General features: G+C 63.0%; 14 protein-coding genes. 8 read left to right on the top strand and 6 right to left on the bottom strand.

Translation table 11 applies throughout. The features are described 5' to 3' along the window. Window positions 1-555 precede the first annotated feature (555 nt). Window positions 556-2,253: a SulP family inorganic anion transporter gene (locus BLW71_RS24045; protein WP_091802547.1), complete on the top strand. Its 1,698-nt coding sequence runs from the start codon at window positions 556-558 to the stop codon at window positions 2,251-2,253. Between the two features lie 43 nt (window positions 2,254-2,296). On the opposite strand, the gene BLW71_RS24040 is transcribed toward BLW71_RS24045, so the two are convergent. From BLW71_RS24040 to BLW71_RS24030, 3 genes are all read right to left on the bottom strand, one after another. Continuing rightward, entirely contained in the window at window positions 2,297-2,656 is a 360-nt protein-coding gene (locus BLW71_RS24040) for a hypothetical protein (RefSeq protein ID WP_091802544.1), read from the bottom strand. 69 nt (window positions 2,657-2,725) lie between these two features. After that, window positions 2,726-3,364 (bottom strand): LysE family translocator, encoded by a 639-nt coding sequence (locus tag BLW71_RS24035; protein ID WP_091808772.1) that lies wholly within the window; start codon window positions 3,362-3,364, stop codon window positions 2,726-2,728. 155 nt (window positions 3,365-3,519) lie between these two features. Further along, window positions 3,520-4,404 (bottom strand): LysR family transcriptional regulator, encoded by an 885-nt coding sequence (locus tag BLW71_RS24030; RefSeq protein WP_091802541.1) that lies wholly within the window; start codon window positions 4,402-4,404, stop codon window positions 3,520-3,522. 143 nt (window positions 4,405-4,547) lie between these two features. Between BLW71_RS24030 and BLW71_RS24025 the strand changes: the two genes are divergently transcribed. The 6 genes from BLW71_RS24025 (at window position 4,548) to BLW71_RS24000 (ending at window position 13,563) form a co-directional block, all read left to right on the top strand. Beyond that, window positions 4,548-4,982: a VOC family protein gene (locus BLW71_RS24025; protein WP_091802538.1), complete on the top strand. Its 435-nt coding sequence runs from the start codon at window positions 4,548-4,550 to the stop codon at window positions 4,980-4,982. Between the two features lie 375 nt (window positions 4,983-5,357). Continuing rightward, entirely contained in the window at window positions 5,358-8,597 is a 3,240-nt protein-coding gene (locus BLW71_RS24020; RefSeq protein WP_091802535.1) for an efflux RND transporter permease subunit, read from the top strand. Between the two features lie 35 nt (window positions 8,598-8,632). Next, a complete protein-coding gene (locus BLW71_RS24015) occupies window positions 8,633-9,856 on the top strand; it encodes an efflux RND transporter periplasmic adaptor subunit (protein WP_091802532.1) in 1,224 nt (407 codons plus the stop codon). Then, a complete protein-coding gene (locus tag BLW71_RS24010; protein WP_091802529.1) occupies window positions 9,853-11,349 on the top strand; it encodes an efflux transporter outer membrane subunit in 1,497 nt (498 codons plus the stop codon). Before BLW71_RS24015 ends, BLW71_RS24010 begins: the two co-directional genes overlap by 4 nt. 76 nt (window positions 11,350-11,425) lie before the next feature. After that, complete coding sequence (locus BLW71_RS24005; protein WP_091802526.1) at window positions 11,426-12,112, top strand: heavy metal response regulator transcription factor; 687 nt, start codon at window positions 11,426-11,428, stop codon at window positions 12,110-12,112. Beyond that, the gene (locus tag BLW71_RS24000; protein ID WP_091802523.1) at window positions 12,109-13,563 is read left to right on the top strand and encodes a heavy metal sensor histidine kinase; all 1,455 of its coding nucleotides are present in this window, start codon (window positions 12,109-12,111) and stop codon (window positions 13,561-13,563) included. The genes BLW71_RS24005 and BLW71_RS24000 overlap by 4 nt, the downstream gene beginning before the upstream one ends. Here BLW71_RS24000 and dinB read toward each other — a convergent pair. Together dinB and BLW71_RS23990 are read right to left on the bottom strand one after the other, a co-directional pair. Next, window positions 13,530-14,696, bottom strand: a complete 1,167-nt coding sequence (gene dinB / locus BLW71_RS23995) for a DNA polymerase IV (RefSeq protein ID WP_091802520.1) — start codon at window positions 14,694-14,696, stop codon at window positions 13,530-13,532. The genes BLW71_RS24000 and dinB overlap by 34 nt on opposite strands. Before the next feature lie 71 nt (window positions 14,697-14,767). Next, window positions 14,768-15,373 carry a hypothetical protein gene (locus BLW71_RS23990; protein ID WP_286162211.1) on the bottom strand — a complete coding sequence of 202 codons (606 nt, stop codon included), beginning with the start codon at window positions 15,371-15,373 and terminating at the stop codon, window positions 14,768-14,770. Window positions 15,374-15,491: 118 nt separating this feature from the next. Here BLW71_RS23990 and BLW71_RS23985 point away from each other — a divergent pair, with 118 nt between their 5' ends. After that, window positions 15,492-15,752 (top strand): hypothetical protein, encoded by a 261-nt coding sequence (locus BLW71_RS23985; protein WP_091802514.1) that lies wholly within the window; start codon window positions 15,492-15,494, stop codon window positions 15,750-15,752. Between the two features lie 105 nt (window positions 15,753-15,857). On the opposite strand, the gene BLW71_RS23980 is transcribed toward BLW71_RS23985, so the two are convergent. Then, complete coding sequence (locus BLW71_RS23980; protein WP_091802511.1) at window positions 15,858-16,436, bottom strand: YceI family protein; 579 nt, start codon at window positions 16,434-16,436, stop codon at window positions 15,858-15,860. Between the last annotated feature and the right edge of the window lie 37 nt (window positions 16,437-16,473).

Here is a 16,473-nt window from a genome sequence, read left to right as displayed (position 1 = left end):
CTCCAACGCGTGTTCGCCGTAATAGCTTGTAGAAGCGTCCGTCTAATTGCGAGGTGTCGCCACGGAAAAGCGGATCTGACAGTGTCGAACGGGGAGAAATGCGCAAGCGTTTGCGTATCGAAACGTCTCGTGCAACATACGGTTTCCCGCGCTTTATGCCGCATTTTCTGCCGATATTTTCGCCGCGCGCGAAAGCGGACACTCAAGAGATTGTTGTAATTGCCGATACACTGATTTGCCGTTTTCCCTCATTCAATTCGCAGGCCAATCACGTAGACTTGCCGGTAACATTTTGTTACGGGGTGTGAGATGTTGGCCGTGTTCTTCATTGCCTGCCCGATCGGCATCGCCGCGTTAATTGGTTTCGCGCGGCACGTCGATCCGGTGACGGGACAATTCAAGCGTTGAATCCGCTGGTCGGATGTTTCCTGCGGCACCGCTGAGCAGCGTGCTGGGGAGTGCGGTTTTGTTGAGCCGATCTCGCGACAAGTCTTGCCTTTGAGTGCCGAGTCGCGGCACGATGCGCGATAACCCAAGATTAGGGCAGTATCGCGTATGCGAGATTTTCTGGCGAATGTCACGGCGCGCGTTAGCGTGCTGAAGGGCGTCCTTCCCCTGAACCGTGCTGCGGCGGCGCGCGATGCGCTCGCCGGTGTGCAGCTTGCGTCGATGGATATTCCGCAAGTGCTGGGCTACGCGCGCATTGCCGGCATGCCGGCCGTGACGGGCCTCTACACGGTCTTTCTGCCACTCATCGCCTTTGCCTTCTTCGGCGCCTCGCGGCACCTCGTCGTGGCCGCCGACTCCGCCACCGCCACCATTTTCGCGAGCCGGCTTTCCACCATGGCGCCGCCCTCCAGCGCCGACTATGCCGCGCTTGCCGCGATGGTTGCCTTGCTGACCGCGGCTTTGCTGTTCGTCGCGCGCATTTTCAAACTGGGCTTTCTGGCTGACTTCCTGTCGCGCACCGTGCTGGTGGGGTTTCTCGCCGGAGTGGGTGTGCAGGTCGGTATCAGCATGCTGGGCGACATGTCCGGCGTGCCTGGCCGCGCCTCGCGCAGCGTCGATCAGTTGATGCTGGTGGTGCACGGAGCAGCGCAAATCCATCCACCGACACTCGCCATTTCGCTGCTGGTGGTCGGCGCCATTCTGACGTTCAAGCGCATTCAGCCACGCGTGCCGGTGCCGTTGATCGCGGTGGTGGCGGGTATCGCCGCAAGCAATCTCTACGGTTTTTCGGCTCACGGTATCGCCGTACTCGGCCCGGTGGCGGGTGGGCTGCCGGCGCTGCGCATGCCGTCGGTGACATGGCAGCAGGCGCTCGATCTTCTGCCCGTCGCGGCGTCCTGCTTCGTGATGATCGTCGCGCAAAGCGCTGCCGCGAGTCGCGTGTTCGCCGAGCGCTACCACGAATCGGTCGATACGAATGCCGATCTGCTGGGCATCGCCGCGGCCAACGCGGCGGCGGCGTTTTCAGGCGCGTTCGTGGTGAACGGCAGCCCCACGCAAACCGCCATGGCGGATCTCGCCGGCACGCGCAGCCAGTTCGCGCAGCTCGTGTTCGCGGCGGTGGTGGTCGCGGTGCTGCTGTTTTTCAGCCGATTCCTGCAGTATCTGCCGCACTGCATTCTCGCCAGCATCGTGTTTACGATCGCCATCGGTCTGATCAATCTGAAGACCTTGTTCGCCATTCGCCGCGAAAGCCCGGGCGAATTCGCGCTGGCCGTGTTCACCGCGGCGGCGGTGGTGCTGATCGGCGTCGAGCACGGTATCCTGGTCGCGGTGGCGCTCTCGCTGCTTCGTCACGTGCGGCACAGCTACCGTCCGCATACGATGATTCTCGTTCCCGGCGACAACGGCGTCTGGGTTCCGGAGCCTGCCGTGCCCGGCATGCAGACCGCGACGGGCCTGATCGTCTATCGCTTCGGCGCCGATCTGTTTTACGCGAACGACCACTTTTTCGTCGACGACGCCCGCCGCCTGATCGACGAGGCGCCCAGCAAAGTGCGTTGTTTCGTGATCGACGCGAGCGCGATCACCGACCTCGACTATTCGGCGGCGCGCTCGGTCGGCGAGTTGTGCGCGACGTTGAAGCGCCAGGGCATCGAGGTTTTCTTCGCGCGCGTGAACCAATATTTGCGCTCGGATATGGACCGGCACGGCATTACGCCGATTATCGATGCAAGCTGTATTTTCAACACCTTGCACGAGGCGCTGCGCGCGGCCGGCGTAGTGAGCCCGGCCGGCAGGTAGACGAGGTCACGCAAGCGCATGCTCGCGTCGAGCTGTGATGGCTTTAGCGTGGCGGTTCTTCGTCAGCGAAAAAATGGCCGATAAAGAAACACATGCCCGCGATGGCGATGCCTAGCACGGCCACCGTATAAGCGAGCGCCGTGCCGTGCCAAAGCCCGTCGAACCATTGATGAAATTGCGCCATCAGCACCGCCGCATTGCCGCCGATGCGCTGCAATTCGATCTGATAGCGTGGATCGGCCATGCTGTACATGGAGACGGCGCTGTCCGGCGGTGGTGCTGTCGCGTAGATGATCGCCGCCGCGATCACGCCGGCCACGAGCGCGACCATGCCCGCGAGATAGAACCGCTTCTGCCGCGGCGAGCGCTGCGTTGCCGGGTTCACTTCATTACCGCCGCTCATCGTGTTCGCTTATCCGCTTCAGTCGTCACGGCGACAGTATCGCAGAGCGGTGGACGTCTCGAAGCGCGCTCAGCTTTTCGAAGTCAGCATCTTGATGCCGGCGATTCCGAACATGATCGCGAGCGAGCCGTCGAGCCAGCGCCGGATCGCCACATAGATGCGCCGCGCGGAAACGGTTGAAAACAGCACCGCATAACTGCTGAACACCGATACGCCGATGCACATGCAACCGAGCACGACCGGCGCGGTGTGCGACGTACCGCTCGCGGGCGACATGGCCAGCGAAACGATCGACAGCCAGACGAGAATCGCTTTCGGATTGGTGAGATGGAGCAGCAGCCCGCGCAGATACAGGCGCTTGAGCGTTGCGTCCTGCCGTGTCGTGGCGCTGGGCAATGCCTCGGCGCGCAAGGCCGAGCGTGCGGATTTGAAACCGAGCCACAGCAGATACAGTCCGCCAGCGACCTTGATCGCCACCAGACATTCCGAGTAAGTGGCGAGCACCGCGGACAAACCCAGCGACGCCAGCAGCGCCCAGAAGAACGAACCCGACACCACGCCGAGCGCGAAGGTCAACGCGGATCGGCGGCCCGCGCTCATGGCGAGCGACATGATGGCAAGATTGCTCGGCCCGGGACTTGCCGTACCGACGAAGTACGCACTGTAGGCAATCAGGACATCGGCGGTCAGGAAGGGGCTGGCGGTCATGGGCTGAACCTCGGCGGCGGGCAAACCGTGCGGCGCGCACACGGGCGGAAAGCGGTAAGCGTCACGCGAATGAGGATTCTGCATGCGGCCGCACGAGTCTCACAGATACAGTTGACCGCTCCCGCAACGGCACAATCATGCGCACGCGCAGCGCTTCACCCTTTTGCCGTCATGCCGATGCAATCGGCGAGCGCGCCTGCCACCGCCTGCCGGCTATGCCGTGGACGCTGCACGAGTCCGATCTCACGGTGAAACGTCGCCTCGCCGAGTTCGAGCGCGGCGACGTTGGCGGGCCACTTGCCGAGTCCCGCGCTATCCGGAATCAGCGCCACGCCAATGCCGCGCGCGACCAGCTGCACGATCCCCTGCAATTCATCCAGTTCGATCACATCGTGTACGTTCAGCCGCGAGCGCCGCAGGAACCGGTCGACCAGTCTGCCGCCGAACGACGTGCGGTCGTAGCGGATAAACGGCTCGCTGCGCAACAGCTCGCGCCACGATCGGGCGTGGCCCTTGCCGCGCACGAGCGTCTTGGGCACGAGCAGCACGAACGGTTCGGTGACGAGCGTGCGCCATTCGAGTTCGGACGGCAGCGCGAAGGGCGGTTTGATAATGACGGCCAGATCCAGTTCGCCGGAATCCACTTGCCCCAGCAAGCCCAGTGACACGCCCGGCACGACGCGAATTCGCCAACCGGGCCGGTCTTCGCGAAAACGCGCCAGCGCATCGGCGAGAAACGACACTTGCGCGGAAGCAATGGCGCCCACCCGCAGCATGCCGCTTTCCGCCGCGCCTGCGCCGCGTTCGGAGAGCCGGGCGTATAGCGTCATCATTTCCTCGGCGAGCGCGAGCGTTTCGCGGCCGGCGTCGTTGAGCGTGGCGGAGCGGCCGGTACGGTCGAATAGCGCAAAGCCGAGTTCCTGTTCGAGCCGCTGCATCTGCGCGCTCACGGCGGATTGCGTCAGGCCGATCCGCGCGCCGGCGCCGGAAAACGTGCCGTACTGACTCACGGCGATAAAGGTCTTGAGTTCGCTCAGCATGATCGATTAATCGATTTTGGTGTGGGTCAGGTCAAATATATATCGTTTTTAACCATTTTTAGTCATGGTTAAACTTGGCCTTACGCGTGTGGCGTGGAGCGCCGGCACGTTCAACCCAATTCCAATCAGCGAGTTTCCCCATCATGAGCGTTGCCGACACCGCCTTGCCGCCGTTCCATCTGGCGTTCCCTGTTCATAGCCTTGCCGCCGCGCGCGAGTTTTACGGCGACCTGTTGGGCTGTCCGGAAGGGCGCAGCTCGGACGCATGGGTCGATTTCAATTTCTACGGCCATCAGATCGTCGCTCATCTCGCGCCTGAAGAAGTCGGCCACCGTCAGACCAGCAAGGTTGATGGCGACGCCGTGCCGGTCCGTCACTTCGGCGCGGTGCTCTCGATGGCGCAGTGGCAGGCTGCGGCGGACAAACTGCAGAAAGCGGGCATCGACTTCATCATCGAGCCGCACGTGCGTTTCAAGGGCGAAGTAGGCGAGCAGGCCACCATGTTCTTCCTCGATCCGTCGGGCAATGCGCTGGAGTTCAAGGCGTTCGCGGATATGTCGTCGTTGTTCGCCAAGTAATGCAGGCCATTCACGCTGAAGCCGAACCGAACGCCAGAACCGGCACTGCTGAAAGTGCCGGCGAAATGGCAAGTGGACAGTGATCGACTAAGCTTTCGACAAGCGTGAAGTATTTGCTTTGCGCAAATCAATCTTTGCGATGTTCCGCGATGCCGGCGCGGAGCATCGCGTCAAGGCGCGCATCAATCTCGCCTATCTTTGGGTATCAAACGTTTGCTTGTCAGCAAACTGCGTCCCGTCTCAAGCGCCCCGTTTTCTTACATTAGCCTTCCTGACAATTCCGCCATTTTCGCGCCATGCAGGCGTTGGTGCTATCGATCTAGCATAGGCGCAGATTCACCCATCCCTTACCTGCATTCTCTCGGGCACGTTTCAATGTGGATCGTCAACGTTGCGCTTAAACGGCCATACACGTTCATCGTGATGGCCATTCTGATCTTGCTGGCGACGCCATTCGTGCTGTTGACCACGCCGGTCGACGTGCTGCCGGAAATCAATATTCCGGTGGTCAGTATCATCTGGACCTACACGGGCTTGTCGGCCGAAGACATGGCCAACCGCATTACGTCGGTGAACGAGCGCAGTCTGACTACCACGGTCAACGACATCGAACACATCGAATCGCAATCGCTCGCGGGCATTACGATTCTGAAGGTTTTCCTGCAGCCGACGGCGAACATCCAGACCGCGATCGCGCAGACGGTGGCCGTCGAACAGGCGCAGCTCAAGCAGATGCCGCCCGGCGCCACGCCGCCATTGGTTATCAGCTACTCGGCCTCCAGTATTCCGGTGATCCAGCTTGGCCTGTCGAGCCCAAAGCTCTCGGAGCAGGCGCTCAACGATACGGCGCTGAACTTTCTGCGCCCGCAACTCGTGACGATTCCGGGCGCGGCCGTGCCGTACCCCTACGGCGGCAAATCGCGGCTGATCTCGGTCGATCTGAACACGCGCGCATTGCTTGCCAAAGGCCTGACGCCATCCGACGTGGTCAGCGCGTTCAACGCGCAAAACCTGATTCTGCCGACCGGTACGGCGAAGATCGGACCGAAGGAATACACGATCAACATGAACGGTTCGCCCGCCACGGTGGAAGGGCTCAACGATATTCCGGTGCGTACGCTCAACGGCGCCACGACGTATCTGAGGGAAGTCGCGCACGTGCGCGACGGCTTCTCGCCGCAGACCAATATCGTGCGGCAGGACGGCCATCGCGGCGTGCTGATGTCGGTGCTCAAGAACGGCAGTGCGTCGACGCTCTCGATCGTCAACACGCTGCGTGGCCTGCTGCCGGGCGCTGAGGCGGCACTGCCGCCGGACCTGAAGATCACGCCGCTATTCGATCAATCGGTGTTCGTTAAAGCGGCCGTGCAGGGCGTGGTGCGCGAGGCGCTGGTTGCCGCCGCGCTGACCGCGGCGATGATCCTGCTGTTTCTCGGCAACTGGCGCAGCACCTGCATCATCGCGATCTCGATTCCGCTGTCGATCCTGTCCTCGCTGATCGCGCTGCATGCGCTCGGGCAGACGATCAACATCATGACGCTCGGCGGTTTGGCATTGGCGGTCGGGATTCTGGTGGACGATGCCACGGTGACGATCGAGAACATCGAACGGCACTTGCATATGGGCACGAATCTGCACGATGCGATTCTGGATGGCGCGGGAGAAATCGCGATTCCGGCGCTGGTGTCGACATTGTGTATCTGTATCGTGTTCGTGCCGATGTTCTTCCTGACCGGCGTGGCGCGGTATCTCTTCGTGCCGCTCGCCGAGGCCGTGGTGTTCGCCATGCTGGCGTCGTACGTTCTGTCGCGTACGCTGGTGCCGACCCTGGCGATGCTGTTGATGGGGCACGCGCACAAACCGAAAGAGGGCGCGAAGCCGAATCCGTTCATGCGCATCTATCACCGTTTCGATCGCGGATTCGAGCGCATGCGCGCCGGCTACATCATGATACTCAGCAGTGTGCTGGTGCGCCGTGGTGTGTTCGGCAGCGTGTTTCTCGGTTTTTGCGTCGTGTCGATGGGCCTGATTTTCGTGCTCGGCGAAGACTTTTTCCCGAGTGTGGATGCTGGCGACATTCGCCTGCACATGCGTGCGCCGACGGGCACCCGCATCGAGGAAACCGCGCGTCTGGCCGACCAGGTCGAAAATGTGATCCGCGAGGTAGTGCCCGCTAAAGAACTCGGCACGATTCTCGACAACCTCGGTTTGCCCTATAGCGGCATCAACCTCTCCTATAGCAATGCGGGCACGATCGGCACGCTCGACGGCGAGATCCAGGTGGCGCTCAATGAAGACCACGAGCCGTCGCAAATCTACATGGACAAACTGCGCGCGATCCTGCCGCAGCGATTTCCGGGCGTCGAGTTCTTCTTTCAACCGGCCGACATCGTCACGCAGATTCTCAACTTCGGCTTGCCCGCCGCCGTGGACGTGCAGATTTCCGGCGCGAATCAGGAGGGCAACTTCGACGTCGCGCGCAAGCTGCTGAAACAGGTGCGCCTGATTCCCGGCACGGTGGATACCCACATTCAGCAGAAGCTGGATGAACCGGCGATCAACCTTCAGATGGATCGCACGCGTTTGCAGCAGCTCAATCTGAGCGCGAGCAACGTGGCGCAGAACGTGCTCATTTCCTTGTCGGGCAGTTCGCAGACCTCGCCGGGTTTCTGGTTCAACAACAAGAACGGCGTTGAATACAACGTGGCCGTGCAGACGCCGCAGTATCAGGTCTCGTCGATCGATGAACTGTTGCGCACGCCGGTGTCGGGTTCGGCCAACGGGCCGACGCAGTTGCTCGGCAACCTGGTGCGAGTCTCGCCGCAAAATCAGTTCGCGGAAGTCACGCACTACAACATCAAGCCGGTGATCGATCTGTACGTGAGCGTCGAGAAGCGCGACCTGGGCAGCGTGGCGAATCAGGTCGACCAGCTCGTGAACAACATGCGCGCGTCGCTGCCGCGCGGCAGTCAGATTACCGTGCGCGGCCAGGTGCAGACCATGCGCAGTTCGTTCTTCGGGCTGGGACTCGGCGTGGCGATGGCGATCGTGCTGGTGTACCTGTTGATCGTGGTGAATTTCCAGTCGTGGGTCGATCCGCTGATTATCGTCAGCGCGTTGCCCGCGGCGCTCGCGGGCATTGTTTGGATGCTGTTCCTGACGGGCACGCATCTAAGCGTGCCGGCCCTGACCGGCGCGATCATGACGATGGGCGTGGCTACCGCCAACAGTATTCTGATGGTGTCGTTCGCGCGCCAACGGCTCTCCGCCGGCGCACCGCCGTTGACCGCCGCGCTCGAAGCCGGTGCGAGCCGGATCAGGCCGGTGCTGATGACCGCGTTTGCGATGATCATCGGCATGATTCCGATGGCGCTCGGTCTCGGCGAAGGCGCCGAGCAGAATGCGCCGCTCGGCCGCGCGGTGATCGGCGGATTGCTATTCGCCACGGTGTCCACGCTGTTTTTCGTGCCGCTCGTGTTCGCGGCCATTCACACGCGGCTCGCACGCCGCCACCGTGACGATGGCGACGACGGCGGCGCGAACCACGCAGACTCCCACGGCGATGGCCACGATGGCCCGACGCCGGACCACGGCGGCGCCGGCAAGCCCGCGTAAAGTTAATTGACGGCTGACTGAGATGGCTGACTGAGATGACCGAAAAAACTCATGCATCGCTAGCGATTCCCTCGCGAGAGACCGAAGGCGGCCACGCCTTGCCGCCGCGCCATCGCGAATGGAAACGCGCCAAAATCGCTGTCTGGATCGTGCTGGCGCTGCTCGCCGTCGGGGCGTTGCGCACCGTGATCGCGAACGTGATGCAAAACCGTTCGGTGGCGGAGACCACGAAGCAGAACGCCACGCAGTACGTGAACGTGGTGAGCCCGACTCAGACCGAAGGCGGCGGCAATACGCTGCTACCGGGTACGCTGCGCGGCTATGTCGAATCGCCGATCTATGCGCGCTCCACGGGTTATCTGCTGCACTGGTACGCCGATATCGGCACGCGCGTGAAGCAGGGCCAACTGCTCGCCGATCTGGATACGCCGGAAATCGATCAGGAACTCGCGCAGGCTTTGGCGCAGCGTCAGCAAACCAGTTCGAGCCTCGGCCTCGCCAAAAGCTCGCTGGACCGTTGGCAGCAATTGCGCCAGCGCGACGCGGTCTCGCAACAGGAGCTCGACGAACGGCAGAGCACGTATGCGCAGGACGTCGCCAACCTGGCCGCTGCCGACGCCAACGTCAAGCGCCTGCAGCAGCTCGAATCGTTCAAGCGCATCGTTGCGCCGTTCGCGGGCGTGGTCACGCAGCGCAATGTGGATGTCGGCGACCTGATCGACGCGGGCAGCGGCACGAGCCGCGCGCTCTTCGCGCTTGCGCAGTCGGACCCGCTGCGTGTCTATGTGCAATTGCCGCAGGCATACGCGCAAAACGTGTCGGTGGGACAGAAGGTGGTGGTGACGCAGGCCGAACTGCCGGGCCAGCAATTCCACGGCACCATCACGCACATGTCCGGCGCGATCGACGTGCCCACCCGTTCGTTGCAGGTCGAAGTGACGCTGCCGAATCCCGACGACAAGCTGCGCCCGGGCGCCTACGTGCAGGTCGCGGTGCCTTCCGTCGCCCACGCACAATTGATGGTGCCGGGCAACGCGCTGCTGTTCCGCGCCGAAGGCCCGCGCGTCGCGGTGGTCGACGCGAACGGCAACGTGCAGTTGCATAAGATCGTGATTGCGCAAGACCTCGGACAGTCGCTCGAAATAGAAAGCGGGATCGAGGCCAACGACAAGATCATCATCAACCCGAGCGATTCGATCGCGGACGGCGATCACGTGCAGATCCAGCCGCCGCGGGCCAACGGCAAGGGGGCGTCGTGAAGCGCGTGGCCACAGGGCGTGCGATAACGACGCTCGCGGGCACGGCGTTGCTGGCCGCGTGCACGGTCGGGCCCAACTATCAGCGGCCGCAGGCCGAGGTGCCGCCTACCTGGCAAACCGATTCGTACTGGCGCGTGGCCGTGCCGTCGCATGCGCCGATTTCGCCGGACTGGTGGAGTGCGTTCAACGATCCGACGCTTGCCACGCTGGAAACCCAGGCGCTCGCGCAGAATCAGACGCTGGTGGCGGCGAGCGCGCACTATGAGCAAGCCAGGGCGACGCTGGCGAACACCCGCGCGCAGCAGATTCCTGAAGTCGATCTGGCGGCACAGGCATCGCGTTTCCGGATTTCGCAGGATCGCCCGCGGACCAATTACGGTACGCCCACCACGTCGACCGTGCAGAACAACGTGCAGCTCGGCCCCGCCATCAACTACGACACCGATCTATTCGGCAGGATACGGCGTGAAGTGGAAGGCTCGGTGGCATCCGCACAGCAATCGGCGGACGACCTCGCCAATGCGCGCCTCGTTCTCACCACGGATCTCGCCACCGACTATTTCTCGCTGCGCGAACTCGACGCCGAGATCGACGTGCTGAATCAATCGGTGAAACTGCAACAGAAGGCGCTCGACTACGTCACGACGGAACACGATCTCGGTTCGGTGTCGGGACTCGACGTGCTGCAACAGAAGTCGCTGCTCGACTCGACACGCGTGCAGGCGCAACTGCTCCTGAATCAGCGCGCGCAGTTCGAACATGCGATTGCCGCGCTGGTCGGCGTGCCCGCGCCCCAGTTCTCGATCGCACCCAAAGTGGTCGATGTCCAGGTGCCGTCGATTCCGCTCGGCGTGCCGAGCGACGTGCTGCAACGGCGGCCGGATATCGCCTCGGCGGAGCGCGCGATGGCCGCGGCGAATGCGCAGATCGGCGTCGCCAAGGCGGCGTTCTTCCCGAGTCTGACGCTGACCCCGAGCATTGGCTGGGAAAGCACGCAGTTCGCCAGCTTGCTGAGCGCGCCCACGCTGATGTGGACGCTCGGCGCGGCGGTCGGCCAGGTGCTGTTCGACGGCGGCCGCCGCGCGGCCAACGTGCAGTTCGCGAGCGAAGGCTACAAGGCCACCGAGGCGAACTACCGCCAGACCGTGCTCACTGCGTTCCAGCAGGTGCAGGACGGCATCACCGGACTCTCCGTGCTGGACGGCGCGGCCAGGCAGTCGAGCGAGGCCGTGACCGACGCGCAGCATCTGCTGGCGCTCGCCAACGACCGCTATTCGGGCGGCCTCGTCGCTTACCTCGACGTCATTACGGCGCAGCAGTCGCTCTTGACCAGCGAGCGCCAGGACGTGCAGATTCACGGCCAGCAGATGACGCTGTCGGTATCGCTCGTGAAGGCGCTCGGCGGTGGCTGGGACGTCGGCGCGGATATGGCGGACACGCCGAAGAACACGCAGCCCGGCGACACGAAGGAGGCAATGGCTCCCGCGCGGTGAGCCGATGGATCATGAGTGGCGCGGACGCAGGGGAGCGGCGAGGCGTTTCGTATAATGCACAGACAAGGGGACGCGCATGAAATTGCTGATTGTTGAAGACGAGCACAAGGTGGTGGACTACCTGCGCTCCGGTTTGACAGAGCAGGGCTGGGTCGTCGACGTCGCACTCGACGGCGAGGAAGGCATGCATCTGGCCACCGAATTCGATTACGACGTGATCGTCCTCGACGTGATGCTGCCCAAACGCGACGGCTTCAGCGTGCTGAAGGCACTGCGCATGCGCAAATCGACGCCGGTCATCATGCTCACCGCACGCGACCATGTGAACGACCGCGTGCGCGGCTTGCGCGAAGGCGCGGACGACTACCTCACCAAACCCTTTTCGTTTCTCGAACTGGTCGAACGGTTGCACGCGCTGGCGCGGCGCACCCGTTCGCAGGAATCCACGCTGATTTCCGTGGGCGATCTGTTCGTTGATCTGATCGGCCGGCGCGCGACCCGCGACGGCGTGCGCCTCGACCTGACCGCCAAGGAATTCCAGTTACTCAGCGTGCTGGCGCGCCGGCAAGGCGACATACTCTCGAAGACCGCGATTACCGAACTCGTCTGGGACGTCAATTTCGACAGCCATACGAACGTGGTCGAAACCGCGATCAAACGATTACGCGCCAAACTCGACGGCCCGTTTTCCTCCAAGCTGCTGCACACCGTGCGCGGCATGGGGTACGTGCTCGAAGTGCGCGAGGAGGCGGAGCAGTCATGAACCGTTCGATCGCCCGGCGCCTCGCCATGATGTTCGCGTTCGTCGCACTGTTCGTGTTCACGCTTGTCGGCACGGGGCTCTTTCTGGTGCTGCGCACGCAGCTCGAACATCATCTGCGCGAGTCGCTCGACGATCGCACGCAGATTGCGCGCATCATTGTCTATCACGCGGTCACGCCGGAAAAATGGCGCATGGCGCGCGAAAAACTCACTGACATGACGCCGCACGACGGCAGCACCGTCTATGCGGTGTCGAGCACCGACCCATACTTTCATTACGGCAAGCTGGTGGACGGTCCGGTGGTGACGAGCTGGCCGGGCGGCTATACACGCGTGACGCCGGCCGGCGGCGGTCAGGACATGCTCACCTCCACGGTGACGATCCCGGCCTACGGCGCGCGTCCGCCGGTTCAATTGCAGGTGGCCGCGAGCTACTCGCCCAACGTGCGCACCATGCGCGTGTTCGGCTCGGCACTCGCCGCGCTGTCGGCGCTTGGCAGTCTTGCTGTCCTGTTGCTCAGCTACTCCGTCACCCGGCTCGGTCTCGCGCCGCTCACGCGCCTCACGCGCGACGCGTCCGCCGTCAGCCCGAACAATCGCTCGCAGCGTCTGAACACGGCCGCGCTGCCGCTCGAATTGAGCGACCTGGCGAATTCCTTCAACGGCGCGCTCGAGCGGCTGGACGGCGCCTACGGCCGCCTCGAATCGTTCAATGCGGACGTGGCTCACGAACTGCGCACGCCGGTGACGATTCTGATCGGCCAGACGGAAGTGGCGCTGACACGCAATCGTTCCGTCGACGATCTGCGCCATACGTTGCAATCGAACCTCGAAGAATTCGAGCGCATGCGCGCGATCATCAACGACATGCTGTTCCTCGCCCGCGCCGATCAGGGCGAGCGGGCAACCGGTCTGGTCGAAGTGTCGCTGGCCGCGGAAGCCGCGCACACGCTGGAGTTTCTGGAGATTCCGCTCGAAGAAGCGCGAGTGCATGCGCAATTGCGCGGTGACGCCGTGGCGCGCGTGAACCGCTCGCTGTTCGGCCGTGCCTGCACGAATCTGTTGATGAACGCCATCCAGCATTGCGAGCCCGGCGCGGAGATCAACGTGACGATCGTGAATGAAGAGGATCAGGTGCGCGTCGCGGTGGCCAACCCCGGTGCACCGATTTCGCCGGACGTGCTCGAACATCTGTTCGACCGCTTTTATCGCGCGGAGGTCTCGCGCACCAATAGCCGCGAAAACCACGGGCTGGGTCTCGCGATCGTGAAAGCGATTGCGGAGATGCATCGCGGTACGGTGTCGGCGCAGAGCGCGCACGGCATCAACACCTTTGCGTTCTCGGTCGCGGCGCTGGCGGTCGAAGCCGGTATGCGGCCGGTGCGGGCGAACGCAAGCGCTGCGGCCGGGTCGGCGGATTATTCGTCGCTGGTAAAGGGCAAGTCGGCCTGAACCGGCAGCCGCCTTTGCGGCGGCAGCGCGTTGGCCGGGCTCAAGGCGCTTACGCGCACACCGAGCAGCCGCAGCTTGCGGTTCAATTCCACTCTGCGCAGGCATTCGGTTGCGGCGCGGCGGATCTCGGCGGCGTCGGCGGTCGGCGCATCCAGCGTCAGATCGCGCGTGACGGTGCGGAAATCGTCGTAACGCAGCTTGATGCCCACCGTGCGACCCACGTAGCCTTTGCGCACCAGATCTTCCGCCACCCGCACGCACAAGCCGGTAAACGAGCTCGACAACGCCGGGCGGTCGTGACGAGGATGCAGATCGCGCTCGAAGGTCGTTTCGCGGCTCATCGACTTGGGCTCCGATTCGACCACCACCGGCCGCTCGTCCTGGCCCTGCGCAACCTGCATGAGCCACGCCGAGTAGCTGCGCCCAAAGTGGTCCTGCAACAGTCCCGCATCTGCCGCGGCCAGGTCGCCGACCGTGGCGAGACCGAGCGCGGTCAGCTTTTCCGCGGCCTTCGGCCCGATGCCGTTGACCTTGCGCACCGGCAGCGGCCACACGCGCAGCGGCACATCGGCCGGCGTGAGGATCGTGAGTCCGTTGGGTTTATCGAGTTCGGAACCGATCTTCGCCAGCAGCTTGTTCGGCGCCACGCAAATGGAGCAGGTGAGTCCGGTGGCCTGATTGACCGCCTGTTTGATGCGCGCGGCGGTCTCGCGCGGCTCGCCCGGCACGTCGGTCAGATCGATATAGATTTCGTCGATGCCGCGGTCTTCGATACGGTCCGTGAAGGTGGCGACCGCCGCCTTGAAGAGGCGCGAGTAGTGGCGATACGAGTCGAAGTCGGTGGGCAGCAGGATGGCGTCCGGCGCGAGCATGGCCGCCTTCATCATGCCCATGGCCGAGAACACGCCGAGTGCGCGGGCTTCGTAAGTGGAGGTGGTTACCACGCCACGGCCCGCGTAGTCGCGCAGCCTGGCGAAACGGCGGGTGCCGTCTTGGAGCGTTTGCGGCACGCCGCTGCGGCCGCCGCCGATCACCACCGCCTGGCCCCGCAATTCCGGATAGCGCAAGAGCTCGACGGACGCGTAGAACGCGTCCATGTCGAGGTGCGCGATGTGGCGGCCTGCAGAACTCATAGGATGGAGAAAACGGATGACAACAAAAGCCAAACCGTAATACTACCTTGCTCCGCCGCCGCAAGGACCGCTCAGAAGCGGTAGCTCACGCCGATCTGCAGCACCGGATAAACCTTGTAGCGCTCCACCTTGTCGCTGATCTTGCGTTCCTGCTCGTCGATATTTGCCTGCGTGGTGAACATCGAATAGATCGCCGGCACGTTATAGCTCGTGCGCGGACGGCCGTAGGCGACGCCGAGATCGAGCGTCAGCCCGAAACCCTTCGAAACCGGCTTATGGCCGTAACCAATGCCGAGATAGGGCATGACGCGCGGCAGCGTGACCGTGGCCGATGGCGCGGCGGCCACGGCCGGCACGTAGTCGTCGCCGATCTTGTAGTTGCCCTGCGCGTTCGGCACGGCGTGGGCGCTCAGTTCGTCGTCGTTGATCAGCGCGCCGGCCGTGACGCGAAAACCGCTGGAGCTGAACGGGAACAGGTCGAGATACAGGCCGCCCTGCAAGAGCTTGAGGTGACCGTCGTATTCGTTGTCGTTGGCGTGGACCGAATGCGACAGGCCAAAGCCTTCGACTTCCGCATGCACGCCCGCCCATGAGGTCAGCGGCAGCGCCGCGCCCACACCGGCGCCGAGCGAGCCGCCGTGAACATAAATCTCCTGCGCCTGTGCTGCTCCCACCATCGTCGCCGCCAACGCCGCGACCACAGCCGCATTTTTTACCAATTTCACCGCACAGTCTCCCGACAAAGGATTATTTCCGTGCTGGCGACTTTACGGTTTAACCGAGCGGTTCAAATGAATGAATAGCGGGTACTTATGGCAGCTCTTCGCGCTCAAGTTTTGGGTTGCGGAGAAAAAGGAATTTATGACGCGTAAAACATGCCGAACACTCGATTTAATCGCACGCGATATGAAAAATAGCCCTGTTTTCAAGGGCTATTCGGTGAATCGAACCGTTACGTCCGCTTCGATAATCACTTCCGCAGAAGACCCGTTCGCCACGCACGCGGCACTCGAAAAAGGATACGTTCCGCGCGCTCGTGAGCGGCTGGTCGGCTGAGCGACGGAACCGGCCGGTGTACTCAGGCAGGGGCGGGTTGCGGCGACATGCCGGTACAGAGACCGGTTGCCGCAACCGCCTGACGCCGGCCTGAAAGGCAGCGGTTTACTGCTTGATGCCTTCGGCCTGGATGTGCAGCGTGGTCTGCATCTTGAAGCCGTAGGCCTTGCCGAAGTCGACGCCGAAGTCGTCGCGATTGAACGTCGCGGTCGATTCCGTGCCGCACACTTCACGCTTGAGCATCGGGTTGACAAAGCACTTGAACGATTCGATCTTCAGATTGACCGGCTTGGTGATGCCGTGCATCGTCAGCGTGCCGATCACTTCCACCGGCTTGTCGCCGTCGAAGCGGATCTGCGTGCCCTTGTAGGACGCGGTCGGATACTTGGCGGCGTCGAAGAACTTGTCCGTGACCAGTTCCGCGTCGAGCTTGTCGTTGCCGATATCCACCGAGCTCATGTCGATCGTCACGTCCACCGTGCCGGTCTTCGCCGCGCGATCCAGCACCACGGTGCCGCTGCTCTTCTTGAACTTGCCGCGCCAGACCGAAATACCGCCGAAGTGGTCGGTCTCGAAGCTCGGGTAGGTGTGCGTCGGGTCGAGTTGGTACGTGTCGGCTGCCATGGCGTTAAAGGACAATGCGGCGGCCAGCGCGCCTGCGGCGAGCAAAAGTTGTTTCTTCAAGGTGTTCTCCAGGTTTCAGAAAGTGTGGCGACGCTTC

The sequence above is a fragment of the Burkholderia sp. WP9 genome (assembly GCF_900104795.1).
Lineage (GTDB): Bacteria > Pseudomonadota > Gammaproteobacteria > Burkholderiales > Burkholderiaceae > Paraburkholderia.
The sequence above is the reverse complement of the archived record's forward strand: the minus strand, read 5'-3'. Positions and strand labels throughout refer to the sequence as shown.

What these genes read in the sequence shown, in the direction of transcription:
- BLW71_RS24045 (WP_091802547.1), top strand. Translation starts at nt 556, where the DNA reads ATGCGAGATTTTCTGGCGAATGTCACGGCGCGCGTTAGCGTGCTGAAG.
- BLW71_RS24040 (WP_091802544.1), bottom strand. Translation starts at nt 2,656, where the DNA reads ATGAGCGGCGGTAATGAAGTGAACCCGGCAACGCAGCGCTCGCCGCGG.
- BLW71_RS24035 (WP_091808772.1), bottom strand. Translation starts at nt 3,364, where the DNA reads ATGACCGCCAGCCCCTTCCTGACCGCCGATGTCCTGATTGCCTACAGT.
- BLW71_RS24030 (WP_091802541.1), bottom strand. Translation starts at nt 4,404, where the DNA reads ATGCTGAGCGAACTCAAGACCTTTATCGCCGTGAGTCAGTACGGCACG.
- BLW71_RS24025 (WP_091802538.1), top strand. Translation starts at nt 4,548, where the DNA reads ATGAGCGTTGCCGACACCGCCTTGCCGCCGTTCCATCTGGCGTTCCCT.
- BLW71_RS24020 (WP_091802535.1), top strand. Translation starts at nt 5,358, where the DNA reads ATGTGGATCGTCAACGTTGCGCTTAAACGGCCATACACGTTCATCGTG.
- BLW71_RS24015 (WP_091802532.1), top strand. Translation starts at nt 8,633, where the DNA reads ATGACCGAAAAAACTCATGCATCGCTAGCGATTCCCTCGCGAGAGACC.
- BLW71_RS24005 (WP_091802526.1), top strand. Translation starts at nt 11,426, where the DNA reads ATGAAATTGCTGATTGTTGAAGACGAGCACAAGGTGGTGGACTACCTG.
- BLW71_RS24000 (WP_091802523.1), top strand. Translation starts at nt 12,109, where the DNA reads ATGAACCGTTCGATCGCCCGGCGCCTCGCCATGATGTTCGCGTTCGTC.
- dinB (WP_091802520.1), bottom strand. Translation starts at nt 14,696, where the DNA reads ATGAGTTCTGCAGGCCGCCACATCGCGCACCTCGACATGGACGCGTTC.
- BLW71_RS23990 (WP_286162211.1), bottom strand. Translation starts at nt 15,373, where the DNA reads ATGGTGGGAGCAGCACAGGCGCAGGAGATTTATGTTCACGGCGGCTCG.
- BLW71_RS23985 (WP_091802514.1), top strand. Translation starts at nt 15,492, where the DNA reads ATGAATAGCGGGTACTTATGGCAGCTCTTCGCGCTCAAGTTTTGGGTT.